Annotated in this window: 31 protein-coding genes; all 31 read right to left on the reverse strand. The window is 60.7% G+C overall.

Annotated features, from left to right (window positions below):
* Positions 1-262: 262 nt before the first annotated feature.
* The 31 genes from DBR46_RS12810 to DBR46_RS12970 all read right to left on the reverse strand — a co-directional run bounded on the left by DBR46_RS12810 (position 263) and on the right by DBR46_RS12970 (position 25,852).
* Positions 263-655, reverse strand: a complete 393-nt coding sequence (locus DBR46_RS12810) for a DUF2802 domain-containing protein (RefSeq protein ID WP_017735235.1) — start codon at positions 653-655, stop codon at positions 263-265.
* Positions 656-1,141 carry a chemotaxis protein CheW gene (locus DBR46_RS12815; RefSeq protein ID WP_017735234.1) on the reverse strand — a complete coding sequence of 162 codons (486 nt, stop codon included), beginning with the start codon at positions 1,139-1,141 and terminating at the stop codon, positions 656-658.
* A 79-nt stretch (positions 1,142-1,220) separates the two neighbouring features.
* Entirely contained in the window at positions 1,221-2,006 is a 786-nt protein-coding gene (locus DBR46_RS12820) for a CheW domain-containing protein (RefSeq protein WP_124526493.1), read from the reverse strand.
* Positions 2,006-2,794: a ParA family protein gene (locus tag DBR46_RS12825; RefSeq protein WP_124526494.1), complete on the reverse strand. Its 789-nt coding sequence runs from the start codon at positions 2,792-2,794 to the stop codon at positions 2,006-2,008. Before DBR46_RS12825 ends, DBR46_RS12820 begins: the two co-directional genes overlap by 1 nt.
* Before the next feature lie 50 nt (positions 2,795-2,844).
* Positions 2,845-3,738: a flagellar motor protein MotD gene (gene motD / locus DBR46_RS12830; RefSeq protein WP_124526495.1), complete on the reverse strand. Its 894-nt coding sequence runs from the start codon at positions 3,736-3,738 to the stop codon at positions 2,845-2,847.
* A gap of 9 nt (positions 3,739-3,747) precedes the next feature.
* Positions 3,748-4,488: a flagellar motor protein gene (locus DBR46_RS12835; protein ID WP_124526496.1), complete on the reverse strand. Its 741-nt coding sequence runs from the start codon at positions 4,486-4,488 to the stop codon at positions 3,748-3,750.
* Complete coding sequence (locus DBR46_RS12840) at positions 4,488-5,615, reverse strand: chemotaxis response regulator protein-glutamate methylesterase (protein ID WP_124526497.1); 1,128 nt, start codon at positions 5,613-5,615, stop codon at positions 4,488-4,490. The genes DBR46_RS12835 and DBR46_RS12840 overlap by 1 nt, the downstream gene beginning before the upstream one ends.
* A 48-nt stretch (positions 5,616-5,663) precedes the next feature.
* A complete protein-coding gene (locus DBR46_RS12845; RefSeq protein ID WP_124526498.1) occupies positions 5,664-7,865 on the reverse strand; it encodes a chemotaxis protein CheA in 2,202 nt (733 codons plus the stop codon).
* Positions 7,866-7,876: 11 nt separating this feature from the next.
* The gene (locus DBR46_RS12850) at positions 7,877-8,665 is read right to left on the reverse strand and encodes a protein phosphatase CheZ (protein WP_124526499.1); all 789 of its coding nucleotides are present in this window, start codon (positions 8,663-8,665) and stop codon (positions 7,877-7,879) included.
* Between the two features lie 18 nt (positions 8,666-8,683).
* Positions 8,684-9,058, reverse strand: a complete 375-nt coding sequence (locus DBR46_RS12855) for a chemotaxis response regulator CheY (protein WP_015885173.1) — start codon at positions 9,056-9,058, stop codon at positions 8,684-8,686.
* A 168-nt stretch (positions 9,059-9,226) separates the two neighbouring features.
* The gene (fliA, locus tag DBR46_RS12860; protein WP_017735226.1) at positions 9,227-9,967 is read right to left on the reverse strand and encodes an RNA polymerase sigma factor FliA; all 741 of its coding nucleotides are present in this window, start codon (positions 9,965-9,967) and stop codon (positions 9,227-9,229) included.
* Positions 9,964-10,797, reverse strand: a complete 834-nt coding sequence (gene fleN, locus DBR46_RS12865) for a flagellar synthesis regulator FleN (RefSeq protein WP_003192912.1) — start codon at positions 10,795-10,797, stop codon at positions 9,964-9,966. The genes fliA and fleN overlap by 4 nt, the downstream gene beginning before the upstream one ends.
* Before the next feature lie 105 nt (positions 10,798-10,902).
* The gene (gene flhF / locus DBR46_RS12870) at positions 10,903-12,219 is read right to left on the reverse strand and encodes a flagellar biosynthesis protein FlhF (protein ID WP_017735225.1); all 1,317 of its coding nucleotides are present in this window, start codon (positions 12,217-12,219) and stop codon (positions 10,903-10,905) included.
* Positions 12,220-12,230: 11 nt separating this feature from the next.
* Complete coding sequence (flhA, locus tag DBR46_RS12875; protein ID WP_124526500.1) at positions 12,231-14,345, reverse strand: flagellar biosynthesis protein FlhA; 2,115 nt, start codon at positions 14,343-14,345, stop codon at positions 12,231-12,233.
* Positions 14,346-14,595: 250 nt separating this feature from the next.
* Positions 14,596-14,862: a bacteriocin immunity protein gene (locus DBR46_RS12885; protein WP_124526502.1), complete on the reverse strand. Its 267-nt coding sequence runs from the start codon at positions 14,860-14,862 to the stop codon at positions 14,596-14,598.
* A 37-nt stretch (positions 14,863-14,899) separates the two neighbouring features.
* A complete protein-coding gene (locus DBR46_RS12890; RefSeq protein ID WP_124526503.1) occupies positions 14,900-15,154 on the reverse strand; it encodes a bacteriocin immunity protein in 255 nt (84 codons plus the stop codon).
* Positions 15,155-15,198: 44 nt separating this feature from the next.
* Positions 15,199-15,465 carry a bacteriocin immunity protein gene (locus DBR46_RS12895; protein WP_124526504.1) on the reverse strand — a complete coding sequence of 89 codons (267 nt, stop codon included), beginning with the start codon at positions 15,463-15,465 and terminating at the stop codon, positions 15,199-15,201.
* A 4-nt stretch (positions 15,466-15,469) separates the two neighbouring features.
* Positions 15,470-15,730 (reverse strand): bacteriocin immunity protein, encoded by a 261-nt coding sequence (locus DBR46_RS12900; RefSeq protein WP_124526505.1) that lies wholly within the window; start codon positions 15,728-15,730, stop codon positions 15,470-15,472.
* Between the two features lie 31 nt (positions 15,731-15,761).
* Positions 15,762-16,022 carry a bacteriocin immunity protein gene (locus DBR46_RS12905; protein ID WP_124526506.1) on the reverse strand — a complete coding sequence of 87 codons (261 nt, stop codon included), beginning with the start codon at positions 16,020-16,022 and terminating at the stop codon, positions 15,762-15,764.
* An 8-nt stretch (positions 16,023-16,030) separates the two neighbouring features.
* Positions 16,031-17,467, reverse strand: coding sequence for an S-type pyocin domain-containing protein (locus tag DBR46_RS12910; RefSeq protein ID WP_256659288.1), 1,437 nt, complete (start codon positions 17,465-17,467; stop codon positions 16,031-16,033).
* A 319-nt stretch (positions 17,468-17,786) separates the two neighbouring features.
* The gene (locus DBR46_RS12915; protein ID WP_124526508.1) at positions 17,787-17,999 is read right to left on the reverse strand and encodes a cold-shock protein; all 213 of its coding nucleotides are present in this window, start codon (positions 17,997-17,999) and stop codon (positions 17,787-17,789) included.
* Positions 18,000-18,468: 469 nt separating this feature from the next.
* Positions 18,469-19,605: a flagellar biosynthesis protein FlhB gene (gene flhB / locus DBR46_RS12925; RefSeq protein ID WP_124526510.1), complete on the reverse strand. Its 1,137-nt coding sequence runs from the start codon at positions 19,603-19,605 to the stop codon at positions 18,469-18,471.
* Positions 19,606-19,608: 3 nt separating this feature from the next.
* Positions 19,609-20,394 (reverse strand): flagellar biosynthetic protein FliR, encoded by a 786-nt coding sequence (fliR, locus tag DBR46_RS12930; RefSeq protein ID WP_017735220.1) that lies wholly within the window; start codon positions 20,392-20,394, stop codon positions 19,609-19,611.
* Positions 20,395-20,398: 4 nt separating this feature from the next.
* Positions 20,399-20,668: a flagellar biosynthesis protein FliQ gene (gene fliQ, locus DBR46_RS12935; protein WP_003214552.1), complete on the reverse strand. Its 270-nt coding sequence runs from the start codon at positions 20,666-20,668 to the stop codon at positions 20,399-20,401.
* 4 nt (positions 20,669-20,672) lie between these two features.
* Complete coding sequence (fliP, locus tag DBR46_RS12940) at positions 20,673-21,416, reverse strand: flagellar type III secretion system pore protein FliP (RefSeq protein WP_017735219.1); 744 nt, start codon at positions 21,414-21,416, stop codon at positions 20,673-20,675.
* Positions 21,416-21,853 (reverse strand): flagellar biosynthetic protein FliO, encoded by a 438-nt coding sequence (gene fliO / locus DBR46_RS12945; RefSeq protein WP_124526511.1) that lies wholly within the window; start codon positions 21,851-21,853, stop codon positions 21,416-21,418. The genes fliP and fliO overlap by 1 nt, the downstream gene beginning before the upstream one ends.
* A gap of 1 nt (position 21,854) precedes the next feature.
* Complete coding sequence (gene fliN / locus DBR46_RS12950; RefSeq protein ID WP_010208756.1) at positions 21,855-22,322, reverse strand: flagellar motor switch protein FliN; 468 nt, start codon at positions 22,320-22,322, stop codon at positions 21,855-21,857.
* A gap of 34 nt (positions 22,323-22,356) precedes the next feature.
* Positions 22,357-23,325, reverse strand: a complete 969-nt coding sequence (gene fliM, locus DBR46_RS12955) for a flagellar motor switch protein FliM (protein ID WP_017735217.1) — start codon at positions 23,323-23,325, stop codon at positions 22,357-22,359.
* A gap of 9 nt (positions 23,326-23,334) precedes the next feature.
* Positions 23,335-23,835, reverse strand: coding sequence for a flagellar basal body-associated protein FliL (gene fliL, locus DBR46_RS12960; RefSeq protein WP_124526512.1), 501 nt, complete (start codon positions 23,833-23,835; stop codon positions 23,335-23,337).
* Positions 23,836-24,055: 220 nt separating this feature from the next.
* Positions 24,056-25,372 (reverse strand): flagellar hook-length control protein FliK, encoded by a 1,317-nt coding sequence (locus tag DBR46_RS12965; RefSeq protein ID WP_124526513.1) that lies wholly within the window; start codon positions 25,370-25,372, stop codon positions 24,056-24,058.
* A gap of 132 nt (positions 25,373-25,504) precedes the next feature.
* The gene (locus DBR46_RS12970; RefSeq protein ID WP_017735214.1) at positions 25,505-25,852 is read right to left on the reverse strand and encodes an Hpt domain-containing protein; all 348 of its coding nucleotides are present in this window, start codon (positions 25,850-25,852) and stop codon (positions 25,505-25,507) included.
* Positions 25,853-25,875: the final 23 nt, after the last annotated feature.

Here is a 25,875-nt window from a genome sequence, read left to right on the forward strand (position 1 = left end):
CTGTAAGAGCGGAACCATAGGCAGCCGTTACCGAAGCAATGGATATGTACTCTGACCCAAAGGCTCCAGCGCCTGACACATAGCCTTCGCGAGCAAGCCCGCTCCCACATTTGGATCGGGGTACATCCGACAAACTACAGTCGCCTGTCACGCCGCTATCGCAGGCAAGCCAGCTCCCACACTTTGGATCGGGGTACATCCGACAAACTACAGTCGCCTGACACATAGCTATCTCAGGCAAGCCAGCTCCTACATTCAGGGGTCAGCTTTTGTGCAGCTTGCTCATCAGTTGCGCCTCAGCCTGGGTCAGCCCGCAGGACTGGGTCAACTCATCCACCGTAGCCCCCATCCCCACCAACTTCGCCGCCTGGGCAAACGACAGGCTCGACGGATCACGCTGCTCAATCTGCGCCAACTTGTCCGGCAACGGCGCGAGGATCGCGCGCAGTTCATGCACCTCGTCGCCAACCCGCACCGCCGTCTGCTGGTAATGATCAACCCGCTTGACCAACTCCAGCACACGCCGATCACGCACGGCGTCGCGCTCGGCCTGTTGCAAGGCCACTTCCCGTTGCTGGCGCAGATAGCGCAGCAGGAAGGCCAACGTCCCGGCCCACAACAGGGCCAGGACGATCACCGCCGCTTCAAGAAACAATCAGATGTTCTCCAGATCCGACCATTCTTCTTCGCTCATCATCTTGTCCAGCTCAACCAGAATCAGCAATTCGCCGTTCTTGTTGCACACGCCCTGGATAAACTTGGCGGATTCTTCGTTGCCCACGTTCGGCGCGGTTTCCACTTCCGATTGGCGCAGGTAGACCACTTCGGCCACGCTATCGACCATGATCCCGACCACTTGCTTGTCGGCTTCGATGATGACGATACGGGTGTTGTCGTTGACTTCGGTCGGCACCAGGCCAAAGCGCTGGCGGGTGTCGATCACGGTCACCACGTTGCCGCGCAGGTTGATGATGCCCAGCACGTAGCTCGGCGCACCTGGCACGGGCGCGATCTCGGTGTAGCGCAGCACTTCCTGCACGCGCATCACGTTGATGCCGTAGGACTCGTTGTCCAGCTTGAAGGTTACCCATTGCAGGATCGGATCATCCAAACCTTGTGCGGACGCTGACTTGTTGTTCATACCCCTGACCCCTTCAAATGCCGTTGAAACGGCGTGTGTGCTTCATCGACCACGCCATTGCGCGGCCGTTATTGTTCAATCAACTGCGTGTAGTCACCGGCATCGACTTGACGGCACCGCTGGCGATCAACTCGGCCAGTTCGGAAACGTCGAGCAATGCGCACATGTGTTCGATCACGGTGCCCGCCAGCCAAGGCCGCTGGCCCCGGTGGCTGCGCCATTTGATTTCGTTCGGGTCCAGGCGCAACGAGCGGCTGACTTGATGCACCGCCAGCCCCCACTCGTAGCCCTGCACCGAGATCACGTATTGCAAGCCTTGGCGGAAGTCGTCGCGGTAGCGGTCGGGCATCACCCAGCGCGCGGTGTCGAGGACTTTGAGGTTGCCGGCCTGGCTGGGCAGGATGCCGAGGAACCACTCCGGTTGCCCGAACAGCGGCGTCAGCTCCTGGCCTTCCAGGGAATAGATCGAGCCCAGGCACACCAGCGGCACCGCCAGGGTCAAGCCGGCGACGTCGAACAGCAGGCATTCGAACGGCTCGGCGGCCCAGCTCGGGCGACCATCGGTGGTGACCGGCGGCGGTGTGATGCTCGGCGGCAGATGGACTTCCACCACCGGCGCGACCACCACGGGGGCAACGGGGGCCACCACGACGGGCGTGATCGGCACCACCACCTGGGCATCGCGGGCTTGTTCTTCGAGCACCGCCAACTGGAACTCATCCAGTGTGGCTGGCGGCTCAACGGCCGGTTCCAGCACCAGCAGCGGTTCAGGCAGCTCTTCGGCGGTCGCGTCCTGGAGCAAGGCATCCAGGTAGGATTCCAATGCCAGTTGCGGCCGGGTCTTGAATTCGACGGGACGGTTCATCAAGCCACCTGCGCCACAAGCTGCTGGGACAGCAGGTGCTTGAGCAGCGCGCGGTAGGCCATGACGCCACGGCTCTTGCCGTCGAACTGCGACGGCGTGAGGCCGGCGCGGCTGGCGTCACGCAGGCGCGTGTCCACCGGGATGTAGCCGTTCCAGATGGTCTCCGGGTAGGCATCGCGCAATACGCGCAAGGTGCCAAGGGACGCTTGGGTGCGGCGGTCGAACAGGGTCGGCACGATGCTGAACGGCAGCGCCTGTTTGCGCGAGCGGTTGATCATCGCCAGGGTACTGACCATGCGCTCCAGGCCTTTGACCGCCAGGTGCTCGGTCTGCACCGGGATCACCAATTGCTGGCTGGCCGCCAAGGCGTTGACCATCAGCACGCCGAGCAACGGCGGGCTGTCGATGATGGCGTAGTCGAAGTCTTGCCACAGTTGCGCCAGGGTCTTGGCGATCACCAGGCCCAGGCCGCTTTGCCCCGGCGACTGGCGCTCAAGGGTAGCCAGCGCGGTGCTGGACGGCAGCAGGGAAATGCTCTCGTTGCTGGTGGGCAACAACAGTTGCCCGGGCAGGTCGGCCGGCACGCTGCCCTTGTGCAGGAACAGGTCGTAGCAGCTGTGTTCCAGCGCATCCGGGTCGTAGCCGAAATAGCTGGTCATCGAGCCGTGGGGGTCGAGGTCGACCACGACCACACGCTTGCCCGCCTCGGCCAGCAAGCCAGCGAGGGCGATGGAGGTGGTGGTCTTGCCGACCCCACCTTTTTGATTGGCAACTGCCCAGACTCTCATTCGGTTGGTTCCTCCCGGTGGGCACAGGCGCGACCGAGACATTGCATAGGTTATTGAGCCGGTGACGGAGAATTGACGGAGCTCTGCCGAACCGGCGGCGTTATCACTGCCGGTGCAGTTTGTGTGCCAGCGCGCTTCAAGGCCGCGTCCGGTGTTGCATTGGCCGTGCCGGTGCCGGTCAGGCTGCGGCGCACATCAAGGTTGCGCGACACCACCAGGACCACCCTGCGGTTCTTCGCGCGCCCTTCTACCGTGGCGTTGTTCGCCACCGGCTGGAATTCGCCATAACCCACCGACGCCAGACGCCCGGGGTTCACGCCCTGCATCGCGAGCATGCGCACGATGCTCGATGCGCGCGCTGAAGACAGCTCCCAGTTGGTCGGGTACTGCGCGGTGCTGATGGGGAAATTGTCGGTAAAGCCTTCGACGTGGATCGGGTTCTCGAACGGCTTGAGGATGCCCGCCACCTTGTCGATGATGGTGAATGCCTGATCACTGGGCAGCGCATCGGCACTGGCAAACAGCAGGCTGGAATTGAGTTCGATCTCGACCCACAACTCATTGCCGCGCACGGTCATCTGGTTGGAGCTGATCAAGTCGCCAAAGGCCGCGCTGATGTCGTCGGCGATGCTTTTCAGCGGGTCGCTGGTGCCACCGACGCCAGCGGCGGTTTCGTCGCTGTCGTTGACCAGCGGCTTGGCCGGGGTCACGGTCTTGGGCCGCTCTTCACCAATGGGGATCGGCTTGAGCGAACGATCGGCGTCGTTGAACACGCCGATCAGCGCTTGGGAAATGACTTTGTACTTGCCTTCGTTGATCGACGAGATGGAGTACATCACCACGAAAAACGCGAACAGCAAGGTGATGAAGTCTGCGTAGGACACCAGCCAGCGTTCATGGTTGACGTGTTCTTCAGGCTCGCGACGGCGACGGCTCACAATCATGACCTCCCATCAGTCCATGAAGCCCTGGAGCTTCAATTCGATGGAGCGCGGGTTCTCGCCCTCGGCAATCGACAGGATGCCTTCCAGCAACATTTCGCGGTAACGCGACTGGCGCTGGGCAATCGATTTGAGCTTGCTGGCCACCGGCAACAACACCAGGTTGGCACTGGCCACGCCGTAGATGGTGGCGACGAACGCCACGGCAATACCGCTGCCCAGTTGCGAAGGGTCGGCGAGGTTGCCCATCACGTGGATCAGGCCCATCACCGCACCGATGATGCCGATGGTCGGCGCGTAGCCGCCCATGCTTTCAAAGACTTTGGCGGCGTTGATGTCGCGGCTTTCCTGGGTGTAGAAATCCACCTCCAGGATGCTGCGGATCGCTTCCGGTTCGGCGCCGTCCACCAGCAATTGCAGGCCTTTGCGCGCGTAGCTGTCGGGCTCGGCATCGGCCACGCCTTCCAGGCCCAGCAGGCCTTCCTTGCGAGCGGTGAGGCTCCAGTTGACCACGCGATCAATGCCACCGGCCAGGTCGACGCGCGGCGGGAAAATGATCCACACCACGATCTGCATGGCGCGCTTGAACGAGCTCAACGGCGACTGCAACAACGCGGCGCCGACGGTGCCGCCGATCACGATCAACGCGGCCGGGCCGTTGGCCAGCGCACCGAGGTGGCCGCCTTCGAGGTAGTTGCCGCCGATGATGGCGACAAACGCCATGATGATGCCGATCAGGCTCAACACATCCATTAGAGGCAGGCCTCCACCAGATGCTTGCCGATGTCGTCCAGGCTGTAGATGGCGTCGGCCAGGTCAGCCTTGACGATGGCCATGGGCATGCCATAGATCACGCAACTGGCTTCGTCCTGGGCCCAGATTGCACTGCCGCCCTGCTTGAGCAGGCGCGCGCCTTCACGGCCGTCGGCGCCCATGCCGGTGAGGACCACCGCCAGAACTTTGTCGCCGTAGGACTTGGCTGCCGAACCGAAGGTGATGTCCACGCACGGCTTGTAGTTCAGGCGTTCATCGCCCGGCAGGATTTTGATCGCGCCACGGCCATCCACCATCATCTGCTTGCCACCCGGGGCCAGCAGCGCCAGGCCAGGGCGCAGGATGTCGCCATCCTCGGCTTCCTTGACGCTGATGCGGCACAGCTTGTCCAGGCGTTCGGCGAAAGCCTTGGTGAACGCGGCGGGCATGTGTTGGATCAGCACGATCGGCGCCGGGAAGTTCGCCGGCAATTGCGTCAACACCCGTTGCAGGGCCACCGGGCCGCCGGTGGACGTACCAATGGCGACCAGCTTGTAGGCTTTGCGCTTGGGCGCCGGCGAATGCGCGCTTGGCGCCGCTGTGCGAACCGGCGCGGGTGCTGGCGCAGGCCGGGCCACCGGCGCAGGCGCCGGGCGACCGAACGACGTGGTCGGTGCAGGCGCCGCTGCAACCGGTGCCGGCGCGGGGGCGCTGAACAGGCTGCGACGGTTACTGCGGGAAATGCTGTGGACTTTCTCGCACAGCAGTTGCTTGACCTTCTCGGGGTTGCGCGAGATGTCTTCGAAATTTTTCGGCAGGAAGTCCACCGCACCGGCGTCCAGAGCATCCAGGGTTACCCGGGCGCCTTCGTGGGTCAGCGAGGAGAACATCAACACCGGGGTGGGGCAGCGTTGCATGATGTGGCGGACTGCGGTGATGCCATCCATCATCGGCATCTCGTAGTCCATGGTGATGACGTCAGGCTTCAACGCAATGGCTTGATCGATCGCCTCTTTGCCGTTGGTGGCCGTGCCGACCACCTGGATGCTTGGATCGGCGGAAAGAATTTCCGAGACGCGGCGGCGGAAGAAACCCGAATCGTCCACCACCAGGACCTTGACTGCCATAAACACTCCGTTAGGCGGGGCGGGCAATACCGCCCTGCCCCACCAGAATCAAATACGCCGAGCGGCGTAACGCTTGAGCATGCTCGGAACATCGAGAATCAGCGCGATCCGACCGTCACCGGTAATGGTCGCGCCCGACATGCCCGGGGTTCCCTGCAGCATTTTGCCCAAAGGCTTGATCACCACTTCTTCCTGGCCAACCAGTTGATCGACGACAAAGCCGATCCGCTGGGTGCCCACGGAGAGGATCACCACATGGCCTTCGCGCTGCTCTTCATGCTTGGCCGATGCCACCAGCCAGCGCTTGAGGTAGAACAGTGGCAACGCCTTGTCGCGCACGATCACCACTTCCTGGCCGTCCACCACGTTGGTGCGCGACAGGTCGAGGTGGAAGATCTCGTTGACGTTGACCAGCGGGAAGGCGAACGCCTGGTTGCCCAGCATCACCATCAGGGTCGGCATGATCGCCAAGGTCAACGGCACCTTGATCACGATCTTCGAGCCCTGGCCCTTGGTCGAGTAGATATTGATCGAGCCGTTGAGCTGGCTGATCTTGGTCTTCACCACGTCCATGCCCACGCCACGGCCGGATACGTCGGAGATCTCGGTCTTGGTCGAGAAGCCCGGGGCGAAGATCAGGTTGTAGCACTCGGTGTCGGTCAGGCGGTCGGCGGCGTCCTTGTCCATCACGCCACGCTTGACCGCGATATTGCGCAGGATCGCCGGGTCCATGCCTTTGCCGTCATCGGTGATCGACAGCAGGATATGGTCGCCCTCTTGCTCGGCCGCCAGAATCACCTTGCCGTTGCGGGACTTGCCCGAGGCTTCGCGCTCTTCCGGGGTTTCGACGCCATGGTCGACGGCGTTGCGCACCAAGTGGACCAGCGGGTCGGCCAGGGCCTCGACAAGGTTTTTGTCGAGGTCGGTTTCTTCACCCACCAGTTCCAGGTTGATCTCTTTCTTCAGCTGGCGCGCAAGGTCGCGAACCAGGCGCGGGAAGCGGCCGAAGACTTTCTTGATCGGTTGCATCCGCGTTTTCATCACCGCGGTTTGCAAGTCGGCGGTGACCACGTCGAGGTTCGACACGGCCTTTTGCATGGCTTCATCGCCGCTGCTCAGGCCCAGGCGCACCAGGCGGTTACGCACCAGGACCAGTTCGCCGACCATGTTCATGATGTCGTCCAGGCGTGCGGTATCAACCCGTACGGTGGTTTCGGCTTCACTGGCAGGCTTTTCAGCAGCGGCCGGTGCCGGTGCCGCAGCTCGTGCAGGCGCTGCTGCGGCGGGCGCCGGAGCAGGTTTGGCCGCCACCGGTGCCGGTGCCTTGGCGGCTACCGGCGCTGGGGTGGCGACCGTAGCCGAGGCCGAGGCCCCCACTTCGGTGAACTTGCCCTTGCCGTGCAACTCGTCCAGCAGGGACTCGAATTCGTGATCGGAAATCAGCCCGTCAGCGGCCGGTGTTGCGGCAGCCGCTGCCGTTGGCGCCGCTGCGGCGACTGCCGGCAAGGCGTCGGCCACAAACGTGCCCTTGCCGTGCAGTTGATCGAGCAACGCTTCGAATTCATCGTCGGTGATGTCGGTGCTGGCCGCAGCGGCAGGCGCCTCGGCAGCAGCGGCAGGCGCAACGGCGTCGGCAGCGAACTGGCCTTTGCCGTGCAACTGATCGAGCAACGATTCGAATTCGGCGTCGGTGATGTCTTCGCCCGTCGGCGCAGCAACGGCTGCCACCGGCGCTTCGGCTTCAGCCTTGACCGCGTTGAGGGAGTTGAGCAGTTGTTCGAACTCGCTGTCCGTGACATCCGCCTCGGCCTCGACCACAGGCTCGGGCGCCGCTTCTGCGACAGGCGCAGCCGAAGTGTCAGCCGGTTCGGCCAGGCGCGCCAGGGCGGCCAGCAGTTCCGGGGTGGCCGCAGTGATCGGTGCACGTTCGCGCACCTCGCTGAACATGCCGTTGACCGCATCCAGTGCTTCGAGAATCACGTCCATCAATTCCGAATCAACGTGACGCTCACCCTTGCGCAGGATGTCGAACACGTTCTCGGCGATGTGGCAGCACTCCACCAGCTCATGGAGCTGGAGGAAGCCGGCGCCCCCTTTTACAGTGTGAAAACCGCGAAAAATTGCATTGAGCAGGTTCGCATCATCCGGTCGGCTTTCCAGCTCGACCAGTTGCTCGGACAACTGCTCTAAAATTTCGCCGGCCTCTACAAGGAAATCCTGAAGGATTTCTTCATCGGCGCCGAAGCTCATGTGGGTGCTCCTTAGAAGCCTAAACTGGATAACAGGTCATCAACATCATCTTGACCCGATACAACGTCTTCACGTTTATCGGCATGAATCTGCGGACCTTCACCCTTGGCGAGATGTTTTTGTGGATCTTTTTCCGAGAGGATCGCTTCGCGGTCATGTTCGATGCCGGCAAAACGGTCAACCTGGCCTGCCATGAGCACCAATTTGAGCAAATTGCTTTCCACTTCGGTGACCAGTTGGGTCACGCGCTTGATCACCTGACCGGTGAGGTCCTGGTAATCCTGGGCCAGCAGAATGTCATTGAGGTTGCTGGAAACCGTGCGGTTTTCCTGCTCGCTGCGTGACAGGAAACCTTCGACCCGACGCGCCAATTCACGAAACTCCTCCGCCCCGACTTCGCGACGCATGAAGCGCCCCCAGTCGTGGCTCAAGGCTTGGGCTTCGTTGGCCATGCCATTGACCAGGGGCGTGGCGTTTTCCACCAGGTCCATGGTCCGGTTGGCCGCCGCCTCAGTCAGCCTGACCACATAGGACAGGCGTTCGGTGGCATCGGTGATCTGCGAGATTTCTTCGGCCTGGGGCATGTGCGGGTCAATCTGGAAATTGACGATCGCACTGTGCAGCTCGCGTGTGAGCTTGCCCACTTCCTGGTACAGGCCGCGGTCACGGGTCTGGTTGAGCTCATGGATCAACTGCACCGCGTCGCCGAACTGGCCTTTTTCAAGGCTGTCGACCAACTGGTGAGCATGCTTCTTCAGGGTCGACTCGAAGTCTCCCTGTGATGTTTCTTTATGCTCCATAGCTCCCCCGCGATGGCATTAGCCGTGGATGCGTTCGAAGATTTTCTCGATCTTCTCTTTCAGCGCCAATGCCGTGAAAGGCTTGACCACGTAACCGTTGACCCCGGCCTGGGCGGCTTCGATGATCTGCTCACGCTTGGCTTCGGCGGTGACCATCAACACCGGCAGGCTGCGCAATTTTTCGTCCGCACGCACGTGGCGCAGCAGGTCGATACCGGTCATGCCCGGCATGTTCCAGTCAGTTACCAGAAAGTCGATGCTCCCGCTGTTGAGGATCGGAATCGCCGTAATGCCGTCATCCGCCTCGACCGTGTTTGTGAACCCAAGGTCACGCAACAGGTTTTTAATGATCCGCCGCATCGTTGAGAAGTCATCAACGATGAGGATTTTCATGTTCTTGTCCAATTCGACCTCCAAGCAGTCTTAAACGCGCCCAGCACCTGGACGCGCCATTTCAATCAACAGGCGTTACACAAAAAGGACTGCCCAGGGCACCACGGGGCAAACCCGCAAAAGCCTGAGGCCTTCACGGGTTCGTCTGCAGTGTCCCCACACCGCCTGTCAGCGCGCGCGCCACTCTCCCAATCGCCCCCGCAAGCGGGCAGCGCACTGGCTATGCAGCTGGCTGACACGCGACTCGCTGACCCCCAGGACCTCACCGATTTCCTTGAGGTTCAGCTCTTCGTCGTAGTACAGCGCCAACACCAGTCGCTCACGCTCCGGCAAATTGGCAATCGCGTCCGCCAACGCGCCCTGGAAACGTTCGTCTTCCAGGTCACGCGACGGCTCAAGATGTGCACTTGCGCCGTCCTCATGCAGCCCCTCGTGTTCGCCGTCCTGTAGCAGGTCGTCGAAACTGAACAGGCGGCTGCCCAAGGTATCGTTCAAAATCCCGTAGTAATCGTCGAGACTCAATTGGAGTTCGGCCGCAACTTCGTGATCTTTAGCGTCGCGACCGGTTTTTGCTTCAATTGCGCGAATTGCGTCACTGACCATGCGTGTATTGCGGTGTACCGAACGCGGCGCCCAATCCCCTTTACGCACTTCATCGAGCATCGCACCCCGGATGCGGATACCCGCATACGTCTCGAAACTCGCACCCTTGCTCGCATCGTATTTGGTCGAGACTTCGAGCAGGCCGATCATGCCGGCCTGGATCAAGTCTTCAACCTGCACACTCGCGGGCAAACGCGCCAACAGGTGATAAGCGATGCGCTTGACCAGGGGCGCATAGCGCTCGATCAATTCGCCTTGGCTGTCACGTGCCGACTTCTTGTAAAGGTTGTAGCCGCTGGCTGTCATAGCACCGGTCCTGCGCTCGTCTGATGCACCAATCGCTCGACGAAAAACTCCAGATGCCCCCGCGGGTTGGCGGGCAACGGCCAGGTATCGACCTTCTGGGCAATAGCCTTGAACGCCAGTGCGCACTTCGAACGAGGGAACGCTTCATAGACCGCACGCTGCTTTTGCACGGCCTTGCGCACACACTCGTCATAGGGAACTGCGCCGACGTATTGTAAGGCGACATCGAGGAAGCGATCCGTGACCTTGGTCAACTTGGCGAACAGGTTGCGACCTTCTTGCGGGCTCTGGGCCATGTTGGCCAGGACACGGAAGCGGTTCATGCCGTAGTCACGGTTGAGCAGTTTGATCAGGGCGTAGGCGTCGGTGATCGAGGTGGGTTCATCGCAGACCACCAGCAAGACTTCCTGCGCGGCGCGCACAAAGCTGACCACGGACTCGCCGATCCCGGCGGCGGTGTCGATCACCAGCACGTCGAGGTTGTCGCCGATATCGCTGAACGCCTGGATCAGGCCGGCATGTTGCGCCGGGCTCAGGTGCACCATGCTCTGGGTGCCCGAGGCGGCCGGCACGATGCGGATCCCGCCAGGCCCCTGGAGCAGCACGTCGCGCAGCTCACAGCGGCCCTCGATCACATCGGCAAGGGTATGTTTGGGCGTCAGCCCCAGCAGAACGTCGACGTTCGCCAGCCCCAGGTCAGCATCCAGCAGCATGACGCGACGGCCAAGCTCTGCCAGGGCCAGGGACAAATTCACTGACACGTTAGTTTTCCCGACGCCACCTTTGCCGCCGGTCACCGCGATCACCTGTACGGGATGCATGCTGCCCATTTTATTTCTTTACCTTGTCTTGCTTAGACGCAGGCTACATGGCTTGGCCGCGTGAATCGCTTGCAGACCATCGATGTAGGTACATTTCACGGTGTTCGTACTGCCTCAACCCACCCGCTTTGCCGGGTTGTGATAGAGATCAGCGAACATATCGGCCATCGCTTCCTCGCTAGGCTCTTCTTGCATTTGTACGCTGACTGCCCGGCTGACCAACTGATGACGGCGCGGCAGATGCAAATCATCTGGAATCCGCGGCCCGTCGGTCAGGTAGGCGACCGGCAGTTCATGGCTGATAGCCAGGCTCAACACTTCGCCCAGGCTCGCCGTCTCATCCAGTTTAGTCAGGATGCAACCGGCCAGCCCGCAACGCTTGTAGCTGTGATACGCAGCGGTAAGAACCTGTTTCTGGCTGGTGGTTGCAAGCACCAGGTAATTTTTCGATTTGATGCCACGCCCGGCCAGGCTTTCCAGTTGCATGCGCAATGCCGGGTCGCTGGCTTGCAGGCCGGCGGTGTCGATCAGCACCACGCGCTTGCGCAGCAGCGGATCGAGGGCGTTGGCCAGGGACTGGCCCGGGTCGACGTGGGTCACCGAGACATTGAGGATGCGCCCCAGGGTCTTGAGCTGCTCCTGGGCACCGATGCGGTAGCTGTCCATGCTCACCAGCGCGATATTCTGCGCGCCGTACTTGAGCACATAACGCGCCGCCAGCTTGGCCAGGGTGGTGGTCTTGCCCATGCCGGCAGGGCCGACCATGGCGATCACACCGCCCTCTTCCAGGGGTTCGATTTCCGGGGTGACGATCATCCGCGCCAGGTGCGCCAGCAGCATGCGCCAGGCCTGGCGCGGCTCTTCGATTTCGGTGGTCAGCGCCAGCAAGTCTCGGGACAACGGGCCGGACAGGCCGATGCGTTGCAGGCGGCGCCAGAGGTTGGCCTGGGCCGGCTTGCTGCCTTGCAGTTGCGTCCACGCCAGGGAGCCCAGCTGCACTTCCAGCAGCTCACGCAGGCCGTTTAGCTCAAAGCGCATCGAGTCGAACACACGCTGGTCGACCGCGGCGGCCGGGGCTGGCGCTGCGGGACGTGGCGGTTCGGTCAACGTTGGCTCGACCAACGGTTCGGCAGCGGTCAGCGGCAGGCCGGCGAACAACTGGCGATTGGTGGTGGCATCGCTGTCGCCACGCATGCTCAGCTCAGCCTGGGCCGAGACGATGCGCGAGGCGGTCTTGCGCAGCTCGTCTTCGAGTTCCATGTTTGGCACGCGCGGGGCCAAGGCCTGGGGGGTGTAATCCAGGGCAGCCGTCAGCTCGACACCGCCGGCAATACGACGGTTACCGATAATCGCGGCGTCGGCGCCCAACTCATCACGCACCAGTTTCATGGCCTGACGCATATCGGCGGCGAAAAAACGCTTCACTTGCATAACCCACTACCTCAGCCGTTGGGCCCTACTGTCGCGACGATAGTCACTTGCTTGTTGTCAGGAATTTCCTGATAAGCCAAAACGTGCAAATTCGGAACTGCCAGGCGTCCAAACCGCGACAGCATCGCCCGGACGGGGCCTGCCACCAGCAGGATCACTGGATGGCCCTGCATTTCCTGGCGCTGTGCGGCGTCGATCAACGAACGCTGCAGTTTTTCAGCCATGCTTGGCTCCAGCAGAACGCCCTCTTCCTGGCCTTGTCCTGCCTTCTGGATACTATTGAGCAATATTTGTTCCAACCTTGGTTCCAAGGTGATCACAGGCAGCTCAGACTCAGTGCCTACAATGCTTTGCACGATGGCGCGGGACAATCCGACCCGCACCGCCGCCACCAATGCGGCAGTATCTTGACTCTTGGCGGCATTGTTGGCGATGGCCTCGGCAATGCTGCGGATGTCGCGCACCGGCACTTGCTCGGACAACAGCGCCTGCAACACCTTGAGCAATTGCGACAGCGAAAGCACGCCCGGCACCAGCTCTTCGGCGAGTTTTGGCGAGGCTTTGGCCAGCAGGCCCATCAATTGCTGGACTTCCTCGTGGCCGATCAGCTCGTGGGAGTGCTTGTAGAGGATCTGGTTAAGGTGCGTGGCGACCACAGTACTGGCGTCTACCACGGTGTAACCGAGGGACTGGGCCTGGCTGCGCTGGCTGATTTCGATCCACACCGCTTCCAGGCCAAAAGCCGGATCTTTGGCGGTTATGCCGTTGAGCGTGCCGAAGACCTGGCCGGGGTTGATCGCCAGTTCGCGGTCCGGGTAGATCTCGGCTTCGGCGAGGATCACCCCCATCAGGGTCAGGCGGTAGGCGCTCGGGGCCAGGTCGAGGTTGTCGCGGATATGTACGGTGGGCATCAGGAAGCCCAGGTCCTGGGACAGCTTCTTGCGCACACCCTTGATCCGCGCGAGCAACTGGCCGCCCTGGTTGCGGTCCACCAGCGGAATCAGGCGGTAGCCGACTTCCAGGCCGATCATGTCGATCGGGGTCACATCGTCCCAGCCAAGCTCCTTGGTTTCCGTGGCGCGGGCCGGGGATGGCAGCAGTTCCTGCTGACGGGCGATTTCTTGCAGGGCCTGGACCTTGACCGCGTTTTGCTTCTTCCAGAACAGGTACGCCGCGCCGCCCGCCAAGGCCGCCATGCTCAAGAACGACACGTGCGGCATGCCCGGCACGATGCCCATGATCGCCATGATCCCCGCCGCCACGGCCAGGGCCTTGGGCGAGGCAAACATCTGCCGGCTGATCTGCTTGCCCATGTCTTCGGAGCCCGAAGCACGGGTCACCATGATCGCCGCTGCTGTAGATAACAACAGTGATGGCAATTGCGCCACTAAACCGTCACCGATGGTCAGCAAGGCATACACGCGACCGGCATCGCCGAAGGTCATGCCGTGCTGGAAGATACCGACCGCCATGCCGCCGATCAGGTTGATGAACAGGATCAGCAGGCCGGCGATGGCGTCGCCGCGCACGAACTTGCTGGCACCGTCCATGGAACCGTAGAACTCGGCTTCCTGGGCCACTTCGGCGCGGCGGGACTTGGCTTGGTTCTGGTCGATCAGGCCGGCGTTGAGGTCGGCGTCGATGGCCATCTGCTTGCCGGGCATGGCGTCGAGGGTAAACCGTGCGCTCACCTCGGAAATCCGCCCGGCGCCCTTGGTCACCACGACGAAGTTGATGATCATCAGGATCGCGAACACCACGATACCGACCACGTAGTTACCGCCGATCACCACCTCACCGAAGGCCTGGATCACCTTACCGGCGGCGGCGTGGCCGTCCTGGCCGTGCAGCATCACCACACGTGTAGAGGCCACGTTCAGCGCCAGCCGCAACAGGGTCGCCACCAGCAGGATGGTCGGGAACACCGCAAAGTCCAACGGCCGCAGGGCGTACACGCAGACCAGCAGCACCACGACGGACAGGGCAATGTTGAAAGTGAAGAACACGTCCAAAAGGAATGGCGGCATCGGCAACATCATCATTGCCAGCATCACCAGCAACAACAACGGCACACCCAGATTGCCCCGCGACAGGTCAGTCAGGGTGCCACGGGCCGTGCTGAACATTTGAGAGCGATCTACCACCGGTATTCCTCGTGTCCCTTGAAGCAAAGTTTTGACGCCAGAAGGCGTCCTGGAGGCGGTATTGCAAGAAGCCTTCCAACTTTTGCTTCAAAGAGCAGATCGCTGTGAAACCCCATACACAGGTGGGAGCGGGCTTGCCCGCGAAGGCGGTGGATCAGCCTGCACATGCATTGCCTGACACTGCGCTTTCGCGGGCAAGCCCGCTCCCACAATTAACCGAGTCGATTCTGGGTCAGTCTTCTTTAAATCCTGGCAAACCCTGAGCGGCGCGCCATGCCTTCACAGCTTGTGCGACGCCCTCTGGCAAGCTGTCCGCCCCAGGCTCAGGGTAAAAAATCAGGTCGGTGCCGTCAGGATGACCAGCGAGTTGCCTGAACCTTTCGAGTAGCTCTCCCAGAGCCGCATCAGTTCCGCCCTTGTTGACCAGCAGTATTTGATTTATGAATTCAACAAATTCGCTTTCTGTGTACTCGCACAAATGACGTTTGGATAGCTCCACTTCAAACACCTACGGATGCGCACAGCATCAATTCGGGTTAGGCATCGTTAAAACTCGCCAACCCTTTGGATGAGCAGTAGTCCTTGATCGTCCGAATCACCCCACCCGGAGAGTCATCAGCACCCGTCTCAGGATAAAAGAGCAAGTCGCTACCTGCTGGATGTGGCACTAGATTATTGAAGTGCTCTAACAACTCGCCTACCTCCTCATCACCTTCAGCATTCTCGATGGAGTGAATCAGGGCTATGAACTCCTGCTCGGTGCAGTCGATAAGCGCAGTTTTGGGTTTCATCATTCACTCCCCCTGTGTACATCGGCCCACGGGACGACCGGAGCTCAGCCTCGCTTGAAGCCTGGCAATCCCTGAGCGGCACGCCACTCCTTTACATTTTGCGTAACTCCTTCAGGTGAATTATCAGCTCCAGGCTCTGGGTAATAGATCAAATCCGATCCCGAAGGGTGCTCACTGACTGTCTCAAAGTGCAGCAATAGCAAGTCAGCACGCTTATCGTTTTCCGCCTCACAGTCCTCCTTGGCAAGCGCTTCCAATAACTGGACGAACTCGACCTCGGTGTACTCAGAGAAACGGGCAGGGAGAGGCATGGCATCACTCTCTCTTGAAACCCGAAAAACCATTGGCACTACGCCAACTTTGGACTTTTTTAATAATTCCTTCGGGAGAATCTTCATCTGCGCTCTCAGGGTAATAAATCCAGTCAGAAGCGACAGCACACCCCGTTACTTCGATGAAGTGCTCCAATAGTTCATCCTGATATTCCTCTGCTCCTGCCGCAGTCCATATTTCTTTAATGAATTCAAGAAATTCGCTTTCTGTGTATTCGGACAGGCTACTCTTAGATGGTTCCATTTCAAACACCTACACATAGTGCCAACTCGGCTCAAGCGTCTTTAAATCCCGGCAATCCCTGAGCGACGCGCCATATCACAACCGTTTGGACTATGCCTTCGGCAGAGTTATCGGCACCGTCCTCCGGGTAATAAATGAGATCCGTCCCAGCGGGGTGACCTGTAATCTCGCAAAACTGGTCGAGGAGATCCGCCATCACCTCCTCCGAAGCGCCGCTACTGTTAGCTAAAAATAGCGCCTGTAGGAAGCTGATGAATTGAGCATGGGTATAGTCAGAAATGTTCTTTTTCATTCATGTATCTACCTATGAATAGCGATATGATTCTTTGGAGTATTAACGCGCATATTATCCACGTCGTATACCTTACCCCCCTCAGAAATCCATTCAACGTGATGCAATTCAAATACTTTCCTCCTCCCTACGGCATCTGCATAACGAGCCGTCGGAGCAAACCCATCTCGCATACGATCGATGTTTTTCAGAGAGAACTGACTACTGAGTTCCGGATCATTAACTACCGCCATCCAAAATGCCTTCCTGAACTTATCAAAGCTGGTGAAACTTTTACCTCGAAGCCGATCAGCAACACGGGCTGGAACCGGTACACCCAACCCGACCCCAGCACCGGATAACCAGATTCCTGAAATATCTTCTCCCAGCCCTGTCACCGTCCCCGGATCAAGACGCACACTCATCACAACATACAACGGCCTCACCCCCGACCCCGCCGGGAACACAAGAATGAAATCCTTGTACTCAGGCGGATGTATCGGGTTGACGATGAGGTTATCCGCCTGTTCGGTCGGCGGGTAAATCCAGATTTTCGGGGCTTGCGGCCTGCCCTCCAGGGGTGGAATGCCCGAAGTGGCGGACGGATCGACCGCTGGCGTCCAGATCAGGGTCACCCCGTCGCCGAAATCGGCCACTTGCTCAGCGCCACGCGCCTTGAATTGCACGACCGGAATCATTTCCCAGTCGGGGCGTTGCTGGGTGTTGTACCCATACCCTTTCAAAGTGCCGTCGGCTTGTTGCTCTATATGCAACCGAATTCGCGTGCGGCCTTGCTTCAACGAATCGAGCTGCTCATCGGTGTACAAGCTGCTGTCACCCAGGCTGGACGGCCAAAGCAGTCCAACCAGGCCCGCCAGCGCACTGGCCCCAACAGTCGACGCAACTGCCCCGGCACCGCAAAGACCACCACAGGCGACTCCCGCTGTAGCGGCCGCTGTTCCGCCCAAGGCCAACGTGCCAAGCGCCGCAGGCAAGGGGTTGCCCCTGATTTGTTTGAGAACGATATTTCCAGCGGGATTGGTTTCATCGCCACCCAGCAAGGCAAAAGTGCCGTACTCAGCGACCCCACAAGTGGGAACTGGCCCGCCAAACTCGGTGTAATCAATGGCGCCGTCAGGCAATGTGCGAGGTTTGGTAAACGTACAGTGGTAGTGCTTTTCGGGAGCGGGCTGGCGCGATACCTCTAGCACCTCAGCACGTCGTAGCGATGCGCTCTCTTGAACCCGAGGAGGGTGGGAGACACTCTCCAGCACGCGCTTGCCAGTGATTGCCCACCATCGGTTGGCAGTGTCGCGACTTAGCGGGCTGATGGGTCTATCCAACACCAACAACCAATCACCGCGCTCAACCGCTTCCAGCATCTTACGTATGTGAGACTCGGGTATGTTGTGGGCATCGCGACCGTAGCAACCAAACTCCGCCTTAAGTTCGTTCAACCCGAACATACCCCCATATCCAGCCAGAGATCGTCGGACATGAAACTCCGCAAAAAATGGAGATTCAATTTTTTCGAAACCAATCCCTAACCGCTCACGATCTTGCCGACGAATAAGTCGCTCCCACATGACACATCCCCAGCTCTCCTACGGATGGCTGGGAATGCTGTCGAATCGCGCAAAGCCAGACAACTGACCGTTCGGCTAGGTATGCGTAGAAATAGATATTTCCGACACGGTTTTGACGCTCTGGATGACAGAGGGCTAGAGGAAAGCGAGCACTAACGGCCTAATGACTGATCGTTCCTGCGCCACCCTGCGGGAATGATCACAAAGCTCCAAGGGCGCGGACGTTTTCAGCCTGCGGGCCTTTTTGACCCTGAGTGACGCCGTACTCGACTTTCTGACCTTCTGCGAGGGTTTTGAAACCCTTATCATCTATCGCCGAATAGTGGACAAACACATCCGCCGACCCGTCGTCCGGCGTGATAAACCCAAACCCCTTCTCCGCGTTAAACCACTTCACAGTGCCTGTTGCCATTGCCGTTCTCCCGACTTCTCATTTAACAACCCGAGATAAGTGTGATGCTGGCTGCAAATATGCCCTGAGGCCGGTGGATCCTCGCAAAGCTCACCCGCAGTCCTTCGTTAAGCCGAACCCCGGCAGAGCTGACGAGGTCCACGCGCACCTGCTCGCCCCCGCCATCCATTGCTATCACGCCCTCCCCCGTCTCGCGGTTGTAAGATATGACCGTTCCTGAGACCCACTTCATTGTTATCTCTCTGGTTCCTGCGTGGCGTGTCTAGCGCCATGGAACCGCGAGAAGGGCAGACTGGCTACTGTCAAAGTTGACAGGTCGGGAGGGGTTTTCGACGAACGGCATGAGGATGGCTTGAGGGCCTCATCGCGGGCAAGCCCGCTCCCACAGGTAAGCGCGTCGTCAGGTAGAACAGAGATCAATGTGGGAGCTGGCTTGCCTGCGATGAGGCCCTTACAAGCACTGAAAATCTCAGGAATCGCGACGCAATTCCGGCGGAATCGGCAGATCCTTCAACGGGTCCGGCCGCTTGCCCTTGCCCGCGCGGTACTGGCGGATCTGGTAGACATACGCGAGCACCTGGGCCACGGCCAGGTACAGCCCGGCGGGGATTTCCTGGTCGAGGTCGGTGGAGTAGAAGATCGACCGCGCCAACGCCGGCGATTCCAGCAGCAGGATGTCATTGGCCACTGCGATTTCGCGGATCTTCAGCGCGGTAAAGTCGCTGCCCTTGGCCAGCAACATCGGCGCGCCGCCCTTCTCCGGGTCGTACTTGAGGGCGACGGCGTAGTGGGTCGGGTTGGTGATGATCACGTCGGCGTCGGGCACCGAGGCCATCATCTTGCGCTGGGACATTTCCCGTTGCAGCTGGCGAATGCGCTGCTTGACCTCGGGGCGGCCCTCTTGGTCTTTGTGTTCGTCACGCACTTCCTGCTTGGTCATCAGCAGTTTCTTATGGCTTTCCCACAGCTGGATCGGCGCATCCACGGCGGCGATGATGATCAGCCCGGCGGCCATCCATAGCGCGCTCCAGCCCACCACCTGCACGCTGTGGATGATCGCCGACTCCAGCGGTTCATGGGCGATGCGTAGCAAGTCGTCAATGTCGGACGACAACACCATCAGCGCCACAAACAGAATCACGATGAACTTGGCCAAGGCCTTGAGCAGTTCCACCAGGGCCTTGGCGGAGAACATGCGCTTGAGCCCGGCGCCGGGGTTCATGCGGCTGAACTTGGGCGCCATGCTACCGGCCGCAAACAGCCAGCCGCCGAGGGCGACCGGGCCGATCAGCGCGGCCAGCAGCAAGGTGATCAACACCGGTTGCACCGCCAGAATCGCAATCTTGCCGGAGTGCAGCAGGTATTGGCCCATGGCCCCAGGGTTGAGCAACACCTCGCGGGGCAAGGTGAAGTTGTGTTTCATCAGCTCCATCAGGTCCAACGCCAGGCCGCCACCGTAGATCAGCAAGGCGCCGGCGCCAGCCAACATGGTGGCAACGGTATTCAGCTCTTTGGAGCGGGCGATCTCGCCCTTTTCCCTGGAGTCCTTTTTGCGTTTCTCCGTGGGGTCTTCTGTCTTGTCCTGACCACTCTCGCTCTCGGCCATGGCTCAGCGCGCCCGTGCCAGATCACGTAAAAACTGCAAGGCGTCAGACGCCAGCGGTTGATACTGATTGAGAATGTCAGCCATGCCGACCCAGAAAATCCCCATGCCCAATACCAGGGTCAACGGGAAACCGATGGAGAAGATGTTCAACTGCGGCGCCGCGCGGGTCATCACACCAAACGCGATGTTGACCACCAGCAACGCGGTGATCGCTGGCAACACCAGCAACAGCGATGCACCCAGCACCCAACTGAGGCGCCCGACCAATTCCCAGAAATGGTTGACCACCAGGCCCGAGCCCACGGGCAGCGTGGTGAAACTCTCGGTCATCACCTCGAACGCCACCAGATGGCCGTTCATGGCCAGGAACAGCAAGGTCACCAGCATGGTCAGGAACTGCCCGATCACCGCCACCGACACGCCGTTGGTGGGGTCGACCATGGACGCGAAGCCCATGCCCATCTGGATCGAGATGATTTGCCCGGCAATCACAAAGGCCTGGAAGAACAGGGTCAGCGAAAAACCCAGGATCGCGCCGATCAGGATCTGCTCGGCAATCAGCAACAGCGCACTGAGGTCCAGGGCATTGACCGGCGGCATCGGCGGCAGGCCGGGCACGATCACTACGGTGATGGCAAACGCGAAATACAGGCGGATACGCTTGGGCACCAGGGTCGTGCCAAACACCGGCATGGTCATCAGCACCGCCATGACCCGGAACATCGGCAGGATGAAGGACGCTACCCAGGTGCTGATCTGGGTGTCGGTCAAGGCCAGTACGGACTGCATCAGGTCAGCCGATCAACTGCGGAATACTGCCGTACAACTGCAGGATGTATTCCATGAACGTCTGCACCAGCCACGGGCCGGCGACGATCAGGGTGATCAGCATCACCAACAGGCGCGGCAGGAAGCTCAAGGTCTGTTCGTTGATCTGCGTCGCGGCCTGGAACATCGCCACCAGCAGGCCTACCAACAGGCTCGGCACCACTAGCACGGCAACCATCATGGTGGTCAGCCACAGCGCTTCACGGAACAGGTCGACGGCTACTTCTGGAGTCATTGCGCTATACCCCGCCGAAACTGCCGGCCAGGGTGCCGATAATCAGCGCCCAACCGTCCACCAGCACAAACAGCATGATCTTGAACGGCAACGAGATGATCAACGGCGACAGCATCATCATACCCATGGCCATCAGCACGCTCGCCACCACCAGGTCGATGATCAGGAACGGGATAAAGATCATGAAGCCAATCTGGAACGCCGTCTTCAATTCCGAGGTGACAAACGCCGGGACGAGGATGGTCAGCGGCGCCTGGTCCGGGGTGGCGATGTCGGTGCGCTTGGACAGGCGCATGAACAGCTCCAGGTCGCTGGAGCGGGTCTGCGACAGCATGAAGTCCTTGATCGGGCCTTGGGCCTTGTCGATCGCGACCTGGGCCGTGATGGTTTCCGCCAGGTAGGGCTGCAGGGCTTGCTGGTTCACCTTGTCGAACACCGGCGCCATGATGAACAGCGTCAGGAACAAGGCCATGCCGGTGAGGATCTGGTTCGACGGCGTCTGCTGCAAGCCCAGGGCCTGGCGCAGGATCGAGAACACGATGATGATCCGCGTAAAGCTGGTCATCAGCATGACAAACGCCGGGATAAAACTCAGCGCCGTCATGATCAGCAGGATCTGCAGGCTGACCGAATACTCCTGCGCCCCCGCCGCGTTGGTGCCCAGGGTGATCGCCGGGATCGACAACGGGTCGGCGGCGAACGCCAATGGCGCCGCCAGCAACAGCATGAGCGTCAATAAAACGCGCATTACTTCTTATCCTTCTGATCCTTGCCCAGCAACTCCATCAGGCGCTGGGCGAATTCTGGCGTGGCGGACTCGGTCTGATCCACGTTCACGGGCGTCTTGAGCACATGCAGCGGGGTGATACGGCCGGGGGTCAGGCCCAGCAGGATCTGTTCCTCGCCGACCTGCACCAGCACCAGCCGATCACGCGGGCCAAGGGCGCGCGAGCCGATCAGCTCGATCACCTGGCCATTGCCCGGGCCGACGTTCTGCACCCGGCGCATCAGCCAGGCCAGCACGAAAATCAAGCCCACCACCAGCAGCAGGCCCAGCACCAGTTGCGTCAACTGGCCGCCGAGACCGCTGCCGACCGGCGCCGCCGTGGCGGCCTGGGCAATCGGCTCGGCGGCCATGGCGCTCAATGGCAGCGCGAGTAACAGTCCCACCATCAAGCGGTTCATATCAGCGCAACTTCTTGATGCGTTCGCTCGGGCTGATCACGTCCGTCAGGCGGATGCCGAACTTTTCGTTGACCACCACCACTTCGCCGTGGGCAATCAGGGTGCCGTTGACCAGCACGTCCAATGGCTCACCGGCCAGGCGATCGAGCTCGATCACCGAACCCTGGTTGAGTTGCAGCAGGTTGCGGATGTTGATTTCGGTGCTGCCCACTTCCATGGAGATCGATACCGGGATGTCGAGGATCACATCCAGGTTCGGCCCATCGAGGGTCACCGGCTCGTTGTTTTTCGGCACGCTGCCGAATTCTTCCATCGGCAGGCGGTTGCCGGCCGGCGCGGTGGCGGCGTCGGCGGCCAGCAGCGCGTCGATATCGTCCTGGCCAACATCGCCGGTCTCTTCCAGGGCAGCCGCCCATTCGTCAGCCAGGGCCTGGTCTTCGGCGGAAGTGTTTTCGTGTTCGGTAGCCATTACATGTCCTCGGCGCAGCAAAAATTAAAGTTGATCAGCGGCGGTTGATCGGTTCGATCACTTGCAACGCCAGGTTGCCCTTGTGGGAACCGAGCTTGACCTTGAACGACGGCACGCCGTTGGCGCGCATGATCATTTCTTCCGGCAATTCCACGGGGATCACGTCGCCCGGCTGCATGTGCAGAATGTCCCGCAGGCGCAGTTGGCGGCGGGCCACGGTGGCGCTCAGCGGCACGTCCACATCCAGCAAGTCTTCGCGCAGGGCCTTGACCCAGCGTTCGTCCTGGTCGTCAAGGTCGGACTGGAAACCGGCGTCGAGCATTTCGCGCACCGGCTCGATCATCGAGTACGGCATGGTCACGTGCAGGTCGCCGCCACCGCCATCGAGTTCGATGTGGAAGGTGGACACCACAATGGCTTCGCTGGGGCCGACGATGTTGGCCATGGCCGGGTTCACTTCCGAGTTGATGTACTCGAAATTGACTTCCATGATCGCCTGCCAGGCTTCCTTCAAGTCGATGAAGGCTTGCTCCAGCACCATGCGCACCACGCGCAGCTCGGTGGGGGTGAACTCACGGCCTTCGATCTTGGCGTGACGGCCGTCGCCGCCGAAGAAGTTGTCCACCAGCTTGAACACCAGCTTGGCGTCAAGGATGAACAGCGCCGTACCGCGCAGCGGCTTGATCTTGACCAGGTTGAGGCTGGTGGGCACGTACAGCGAGTGCACGTATTCACCGAACTTCATCACCTGCACACCGCCCACCGCCACGTCCGCCGAACGGCGCAGCATGTTGAACATGCTGATGCGCGTGTAGCGGGCGAAACGTTCGTTGATCATCTCCAGGGTCGGCATGCGCCCACGGACGATGCGATCCTGGCTGGTCAGGTCATAACTTTTGACGCTGCCGGGTTCGGCAGCCATTTCGGTCTGCACCAGACCATCGTCGACACCGTGGAGCAGCGCGTCGATTTCATCCTGGGACAGCAGGTCTTGCACGGCCATGTCGTGATCCTACTGCAGTACGTAATTGGTAAAGAGCACTTGCTCGATTGCGACTTTGCCGAGCTCTTTCTGGGACACTTCCTGCACGCTGGCCGTGACTTTCTGGCGCAGCATTTCCTGGCCGATCGGGGTGGCCAGGGCATCGAAGCTTTGGGCGGAGAACAGCATCACCAGGTTGTTGCGGATCACCGGCATATGCACTTTGAGGGCATCCAGATCGGCCTGGTTGCGCGCCAGCAAGGTCATGCTGACTTGCAGGTAGCGTTGACGGCCGTTCTGGTTGAAGTTGGCGACAAAGGCCGGCAGCATCGGCTCGAAGATTGCCGGTTGCTTGACGTTACTGGCGGTTTCGGCAGCCGGTGCCGGTTTGCTTGCACTGCTGTGCATGATGTACCAGGTGCCACCCACGGAGGCGCCGATCGCCAGGATCAGGCCCACGACAATCAACAGGATAAGCTTGAGCTTGCCTTTGCCTGCGGGTGCTTTTGCTGCGTCGTCGCTCTTCGCCATGCCAATAATCCGTCACTATTCGGGGATTCATAGATCTACGGAAAGGCAAGAGCAAGTGTTATGCCAGAGTTGTCTGGTAATTGGGTAGGGCCGACACCACCAATCAAATGTGGGAGCGGGCTTGCTCGCGAATGCGGTGTATCAGTGACAGTTGTATTGACTGATACACCGCATTCGCGAGCAAGCCCGCTCCCACATTTTGATCTTCACAAGGCTCAGGTCAGGCGTAGTAGTCGACGGCGCTGGAGCCGATCACGGTGGAGGTCACCGGCGCGACCACTTCGGCGATCTCAGCATGGGCACCGCTGTCGTTATCACCCCCACGCCCCCCGATACCGCCCACCCCACGCGCCTGGCTCTGTTGCTGTTGCTGCTCCTGGCCACGGGACTGATCGGACACGTTCACATCCACCTGCCCCATGCCCTGTTGGGCAAACATCTCACGCAGGCGCCCGGACTGGCTCTCCAGCGCTTCACGCACCACGGCATGGCCGCTCATGAAGCTGACCTGGGCCTGCTGGTCCGCCGTCATATTGACTTTGATATCCAGGCGCCCCAATTCCGCTGGCTGCAACTGGATCTCTGCCGACTTGAGGTTGGCGCTGGACAGGTACATCACGCGGTTGACCACTTCTTCGGTCCAGCCGCTCTGATGCATGGCCAACGGCGTGTTGGTGGCCGGCGGCAAGGCATTCGCGGTTTTTGGCGTGGCGGCCTGGGTCAATGCGGCCAGGCGGTTGGCGAAGTCATCGACACGGGTGTCGCTGCTGGCGCCTTTCAAATCCTTGAGACCGTCCTCGATCAGCCCGCTGAAGGCCTTGTCGCCACCTTGGTCAGTGCTGTCCTTGGCGGCTTGCTGGTCGACCATATTGGCCAGACCAGCCGTGAAATTCTGCGCGGCGGTGGGCTGGTCCAGGTTCGGCGCAGGTTTCTGCGGCGTCTGGCTGCTGGCGGAGACGTGGCCGCCCTGCTCCATTGCCAGGCGCACGGCCGGCATGGAATCCAGGGGATCGGCTTCGGGATCGAAGGCTGGTTGCTTGACCTCATCGGTCACTGCCAGCGGCGCGGCGGCCACGGGCGCAGGCTTGCTGTCGTCAGTAACAGTCACCACCGGCACGACTACAGCCGGCGCGACCACAGCGACCAAGGCCGGGTCGACGACCGGGTCAGCCGGAGGTTGCTGCGCCAACGTCGGGTCGACAGGTTTGGCGTCATCCGTGCTGGCGCTGTCGTCGGACTTGGCGGGCGCCTTGGCAGGCAAAGGATTGCCGCTATCGGCAACCGCCGGCTTGCTGGCGGCAGGTTTGTCGTTGCTGTCCACCTGCTTGGCATTGGCGTCAGCAGGTTTGTCCCGTGTGGTTTTTGACGGCGCGTCGTCGGCCTTTGCCACCGGTTTTGACCCCTGGCTGGCGAACACCTGGGCAAAGCCGGCGCCCTTGTCACGCGGCTCCACGGCCGCTGCCGGGGGGTTGGCAGCGGGCGCTTGCGGCTTGGCCGCAGGGGCAGCCTGGAGGAGTGAATTAGGGGCGACTGGCATAGGTAAAGGTCTCCACTGCATGGGGTCGGGGATGCAGTACCGGGAGACAGAGCAAGAGTCGGGCCAGGTTGCCGAGTGAGGCTAGAAATGTGGGAGCTGGCTTTTCTGTGGGAGCCGGCCAGCTCCCACAGGTCAGAGCTGGAAGCGCTGGCGCTCCGACTCGTACAGCGGCCGCACCAGCGCAAATTCATGATCGATCTGATCCACCAATTCACCCAGGTCACTGCCAGGCGCTTGCGCCGACTCCGCCTCCAGCCGCTGGCACAACTGCGCCAAGCGCACCGCACCAAGGTTGCCGCTGCTGCCCTTGAAGCTGTGGGCGATGCGCCCGAGCGCCTTGGCGTCGTCCCGCGCCTTGCGCAGCGCTTCGACGCGCTTTTGCGAATCGTCGAGGAAGGTATCCAGTAAGCGCGGATACTCACCTTCCATCACTTCCTGCAAACCCGATAACACGTCCGGGTCCAGATGAATCTCAGCCACTTGTTCGCTCCTTGATCAAGAAT

Origin of the sequence: Pseudomonas sp. KBW05, from assembly GCF_003852405.1 — a bacterium.
Lineage (GTDB): Bacteria > Pseudomonadota > Gammaproteobacteria > Pseudomonadales > Pseudomonadaceae > Aquipseudomonas.

Bases quoted from the DNA above. Each gene is read 5' to 3' on its own strand.
- DBR46_RS12815 (WP_017735234.1), bottom strand. From the start codon at position 1,141: ATGAACAACAAGTCAGCGTCCGCACAAGGTTTGGATGATCCGATCCTG.
- DBR46_RS12820 (WP_124526493.1), bottom strand. From the start codon at position 2,006: ATGAACCGTCCCGTCGAATTCAAGACCCGGCCGCAACTGGCATTGGAA.
- DBR46_RS12825 (WP_124526494.1), bottom strand. From the start codon at position 2,794: ATGAGAGTCTGGGCAGTTGCCAATCAAAAAGGTGGGGTCGGCAAGACC.
- motD (WP_124526495.1), bottom strand. From the start codon at position 3,738: ATGATTGTGAGCCGTCGCCGTCGCGAGCCTGAAGAACACGTCAACCAT.
- DBR46_RS12835 (WP_124526496.1), bottom strand. From the start codon at position 4,488: ATGGATGTGTTGAGCCTGATCGGCATCATCATGGCGTTTGTCGCCATC.
- DBR46_RS12840 (WP_124526497.1), bottom strand. From the start codon at position 5,615: ATGGCAGTCAAGGTCCTGGTGGTGGACGATTCGGGTTTCTTCCGCCGC.
- DBR46_RS12845 (WP_124526498.1), bottom strand. From the start codon at position 7,865: ATGAGCTTCGGCGCCGATGAAGAAATCCTTCAGGATTTCCTTGTAGAG.
- DBR46_RS12850 (WP_124526499.1), bottom strand. From the start codon at position 8,665: ATGGAGCATAAAGAAACATCACAGGGAGACTTCGAGTCGACCCTGAAG.
- DBR46_RS12855 (WP_015885173.1), bottom strand. From the start codon at position 9,058: ATGAAAATCCTCATCGTTGATGACTTCTCAACGATGCGGCGGATCATT.
- fliA (WP_017735226.1), bottom strand. From the start codon at position 9,967: ATGACAGCCAGCGGCTACAACCTTTACAAGAAGTCGGCACGTGACAGC.
- fleN (WP_003192912.1), bottom strand. From the start codon at position 10,797: ATGGGCAGCATGCATCCCGTACAGGTGATCGCGGTGACCGGCGGCAAA.
- flhF (WP_017735225.1), bottom strand. From the start codon at position 12,219: ATGCAAGTGAAGCGTTTTTTCGCCGCCGATATGCGTCAGGCCATGAAA.
- flhA (WP_124526500.1), bottom strand. From the start codon at position 14,345: ATGTTCAGCACGGCCCGTGGCACCCTGACTGACCTGTCGCGGGGCAAT.
- DBR46_RS12890 (WP_124526503.1), bottom strand. From the start codon at position 15,154: ATGAAACCCAAAACTGCGCTTATCGACTGCACCGAGCAGGAGTTCATA.
- DBR46_RS12895 (WP_124526504.1), bottom strand. From the start codon at position 15,465: ATGCCTCTCCCTGCCCGTTTCTCTGAGTACACCGAGGTCGAGTTCGTC.
- DBR46_RS12900 (WP_124526505.1), bottom strand. From the start codon at position 15,730: ATGGAACCATCTAAGAGTAGCCTGTCCGAATACACAGAAAGCGAATTT.
- DBR46_RS12905 (WP_124526506.1), bottom strand. From the start codon at position 16,022: ATGAAAAAGAACATTTCTGACTATACCCATGCTCAATTCATCAGCTTC.
- DBR46_RS12910 (WP_256659288.1), bottom strand. From the start codon at position 17,467: ATGTTCGGGTTGAACGAACTTAAGGCGGAGTTTGGTTGCTACGGTCGC.
- DBR46_RS12915 (WP_124526508.1), bottom strand. From the start codon at position 17,999: ATGGCAACAGGCACTGTGAAGTGGTTTAACGCGGAGAAGGGGTTTGGG.
- flhB (WP_124526510.1), bottom strand. From the start codon at position 19,605: ATGGCCGAGAGCGAGAGTGGTCAGGACAAGACAGAAGACCCCACGGAG.
- fliR (WP_017735220.1), bottom strand. From the start codon at position 20,394: ATGCAGTCCGTACTGGCCTTGACCGACACCCAGATCAGCACCTGGGTA.
- fliQ (WP_003214552.1), bottom strand. From the start codon at position 20,668: ATGACTCCAGAAGTAGCCGTCGACCTGTTCCGTGAAGCGCTGTGGCTG.
- fliP (WP_017735219.1), bottom strand. From the start codon at position 21,416: ATGCGCGTTTTATTGACGCTCATGCTGTTGCTGGCGGCGCCATTGGCG.
- fliO (WP_124526511.1), bottom strand. From the start codon at position 21,853: ATGAACCGCTTGATGGTGGGACTGTTACTCGCGCTGCCATTGAGCGCC.
- fliN (WP_010208756.1), bottom strand. From the start codon at position 22,322: ATGGCTACCGAACACGAAAACACTTCCGCCGAAGACCAGGCCCTGGCT.
- fliM (WP_017735217.1), bottom strand. From the start codon at position 23,325: ATGGCCGTGCAAGACCTGCTGTCCCAGGATGAAATCGACGCGCTGCTC.
- fliL (WP_124526512.1), bottom strand. From the start codon at position 23,835: ATGGCGAAGAGCGACGACGCAGCAAAAGCACCCGCAGGCAAAGGCAAG.
- DBR46_RS12965 (WP_124526513.1), bottom strand. From the start codon at position 25,372: ATGCCAGTCGCCCCTAATTCACTCCTCCAGGCTGCCCCTGCGGCCAAG.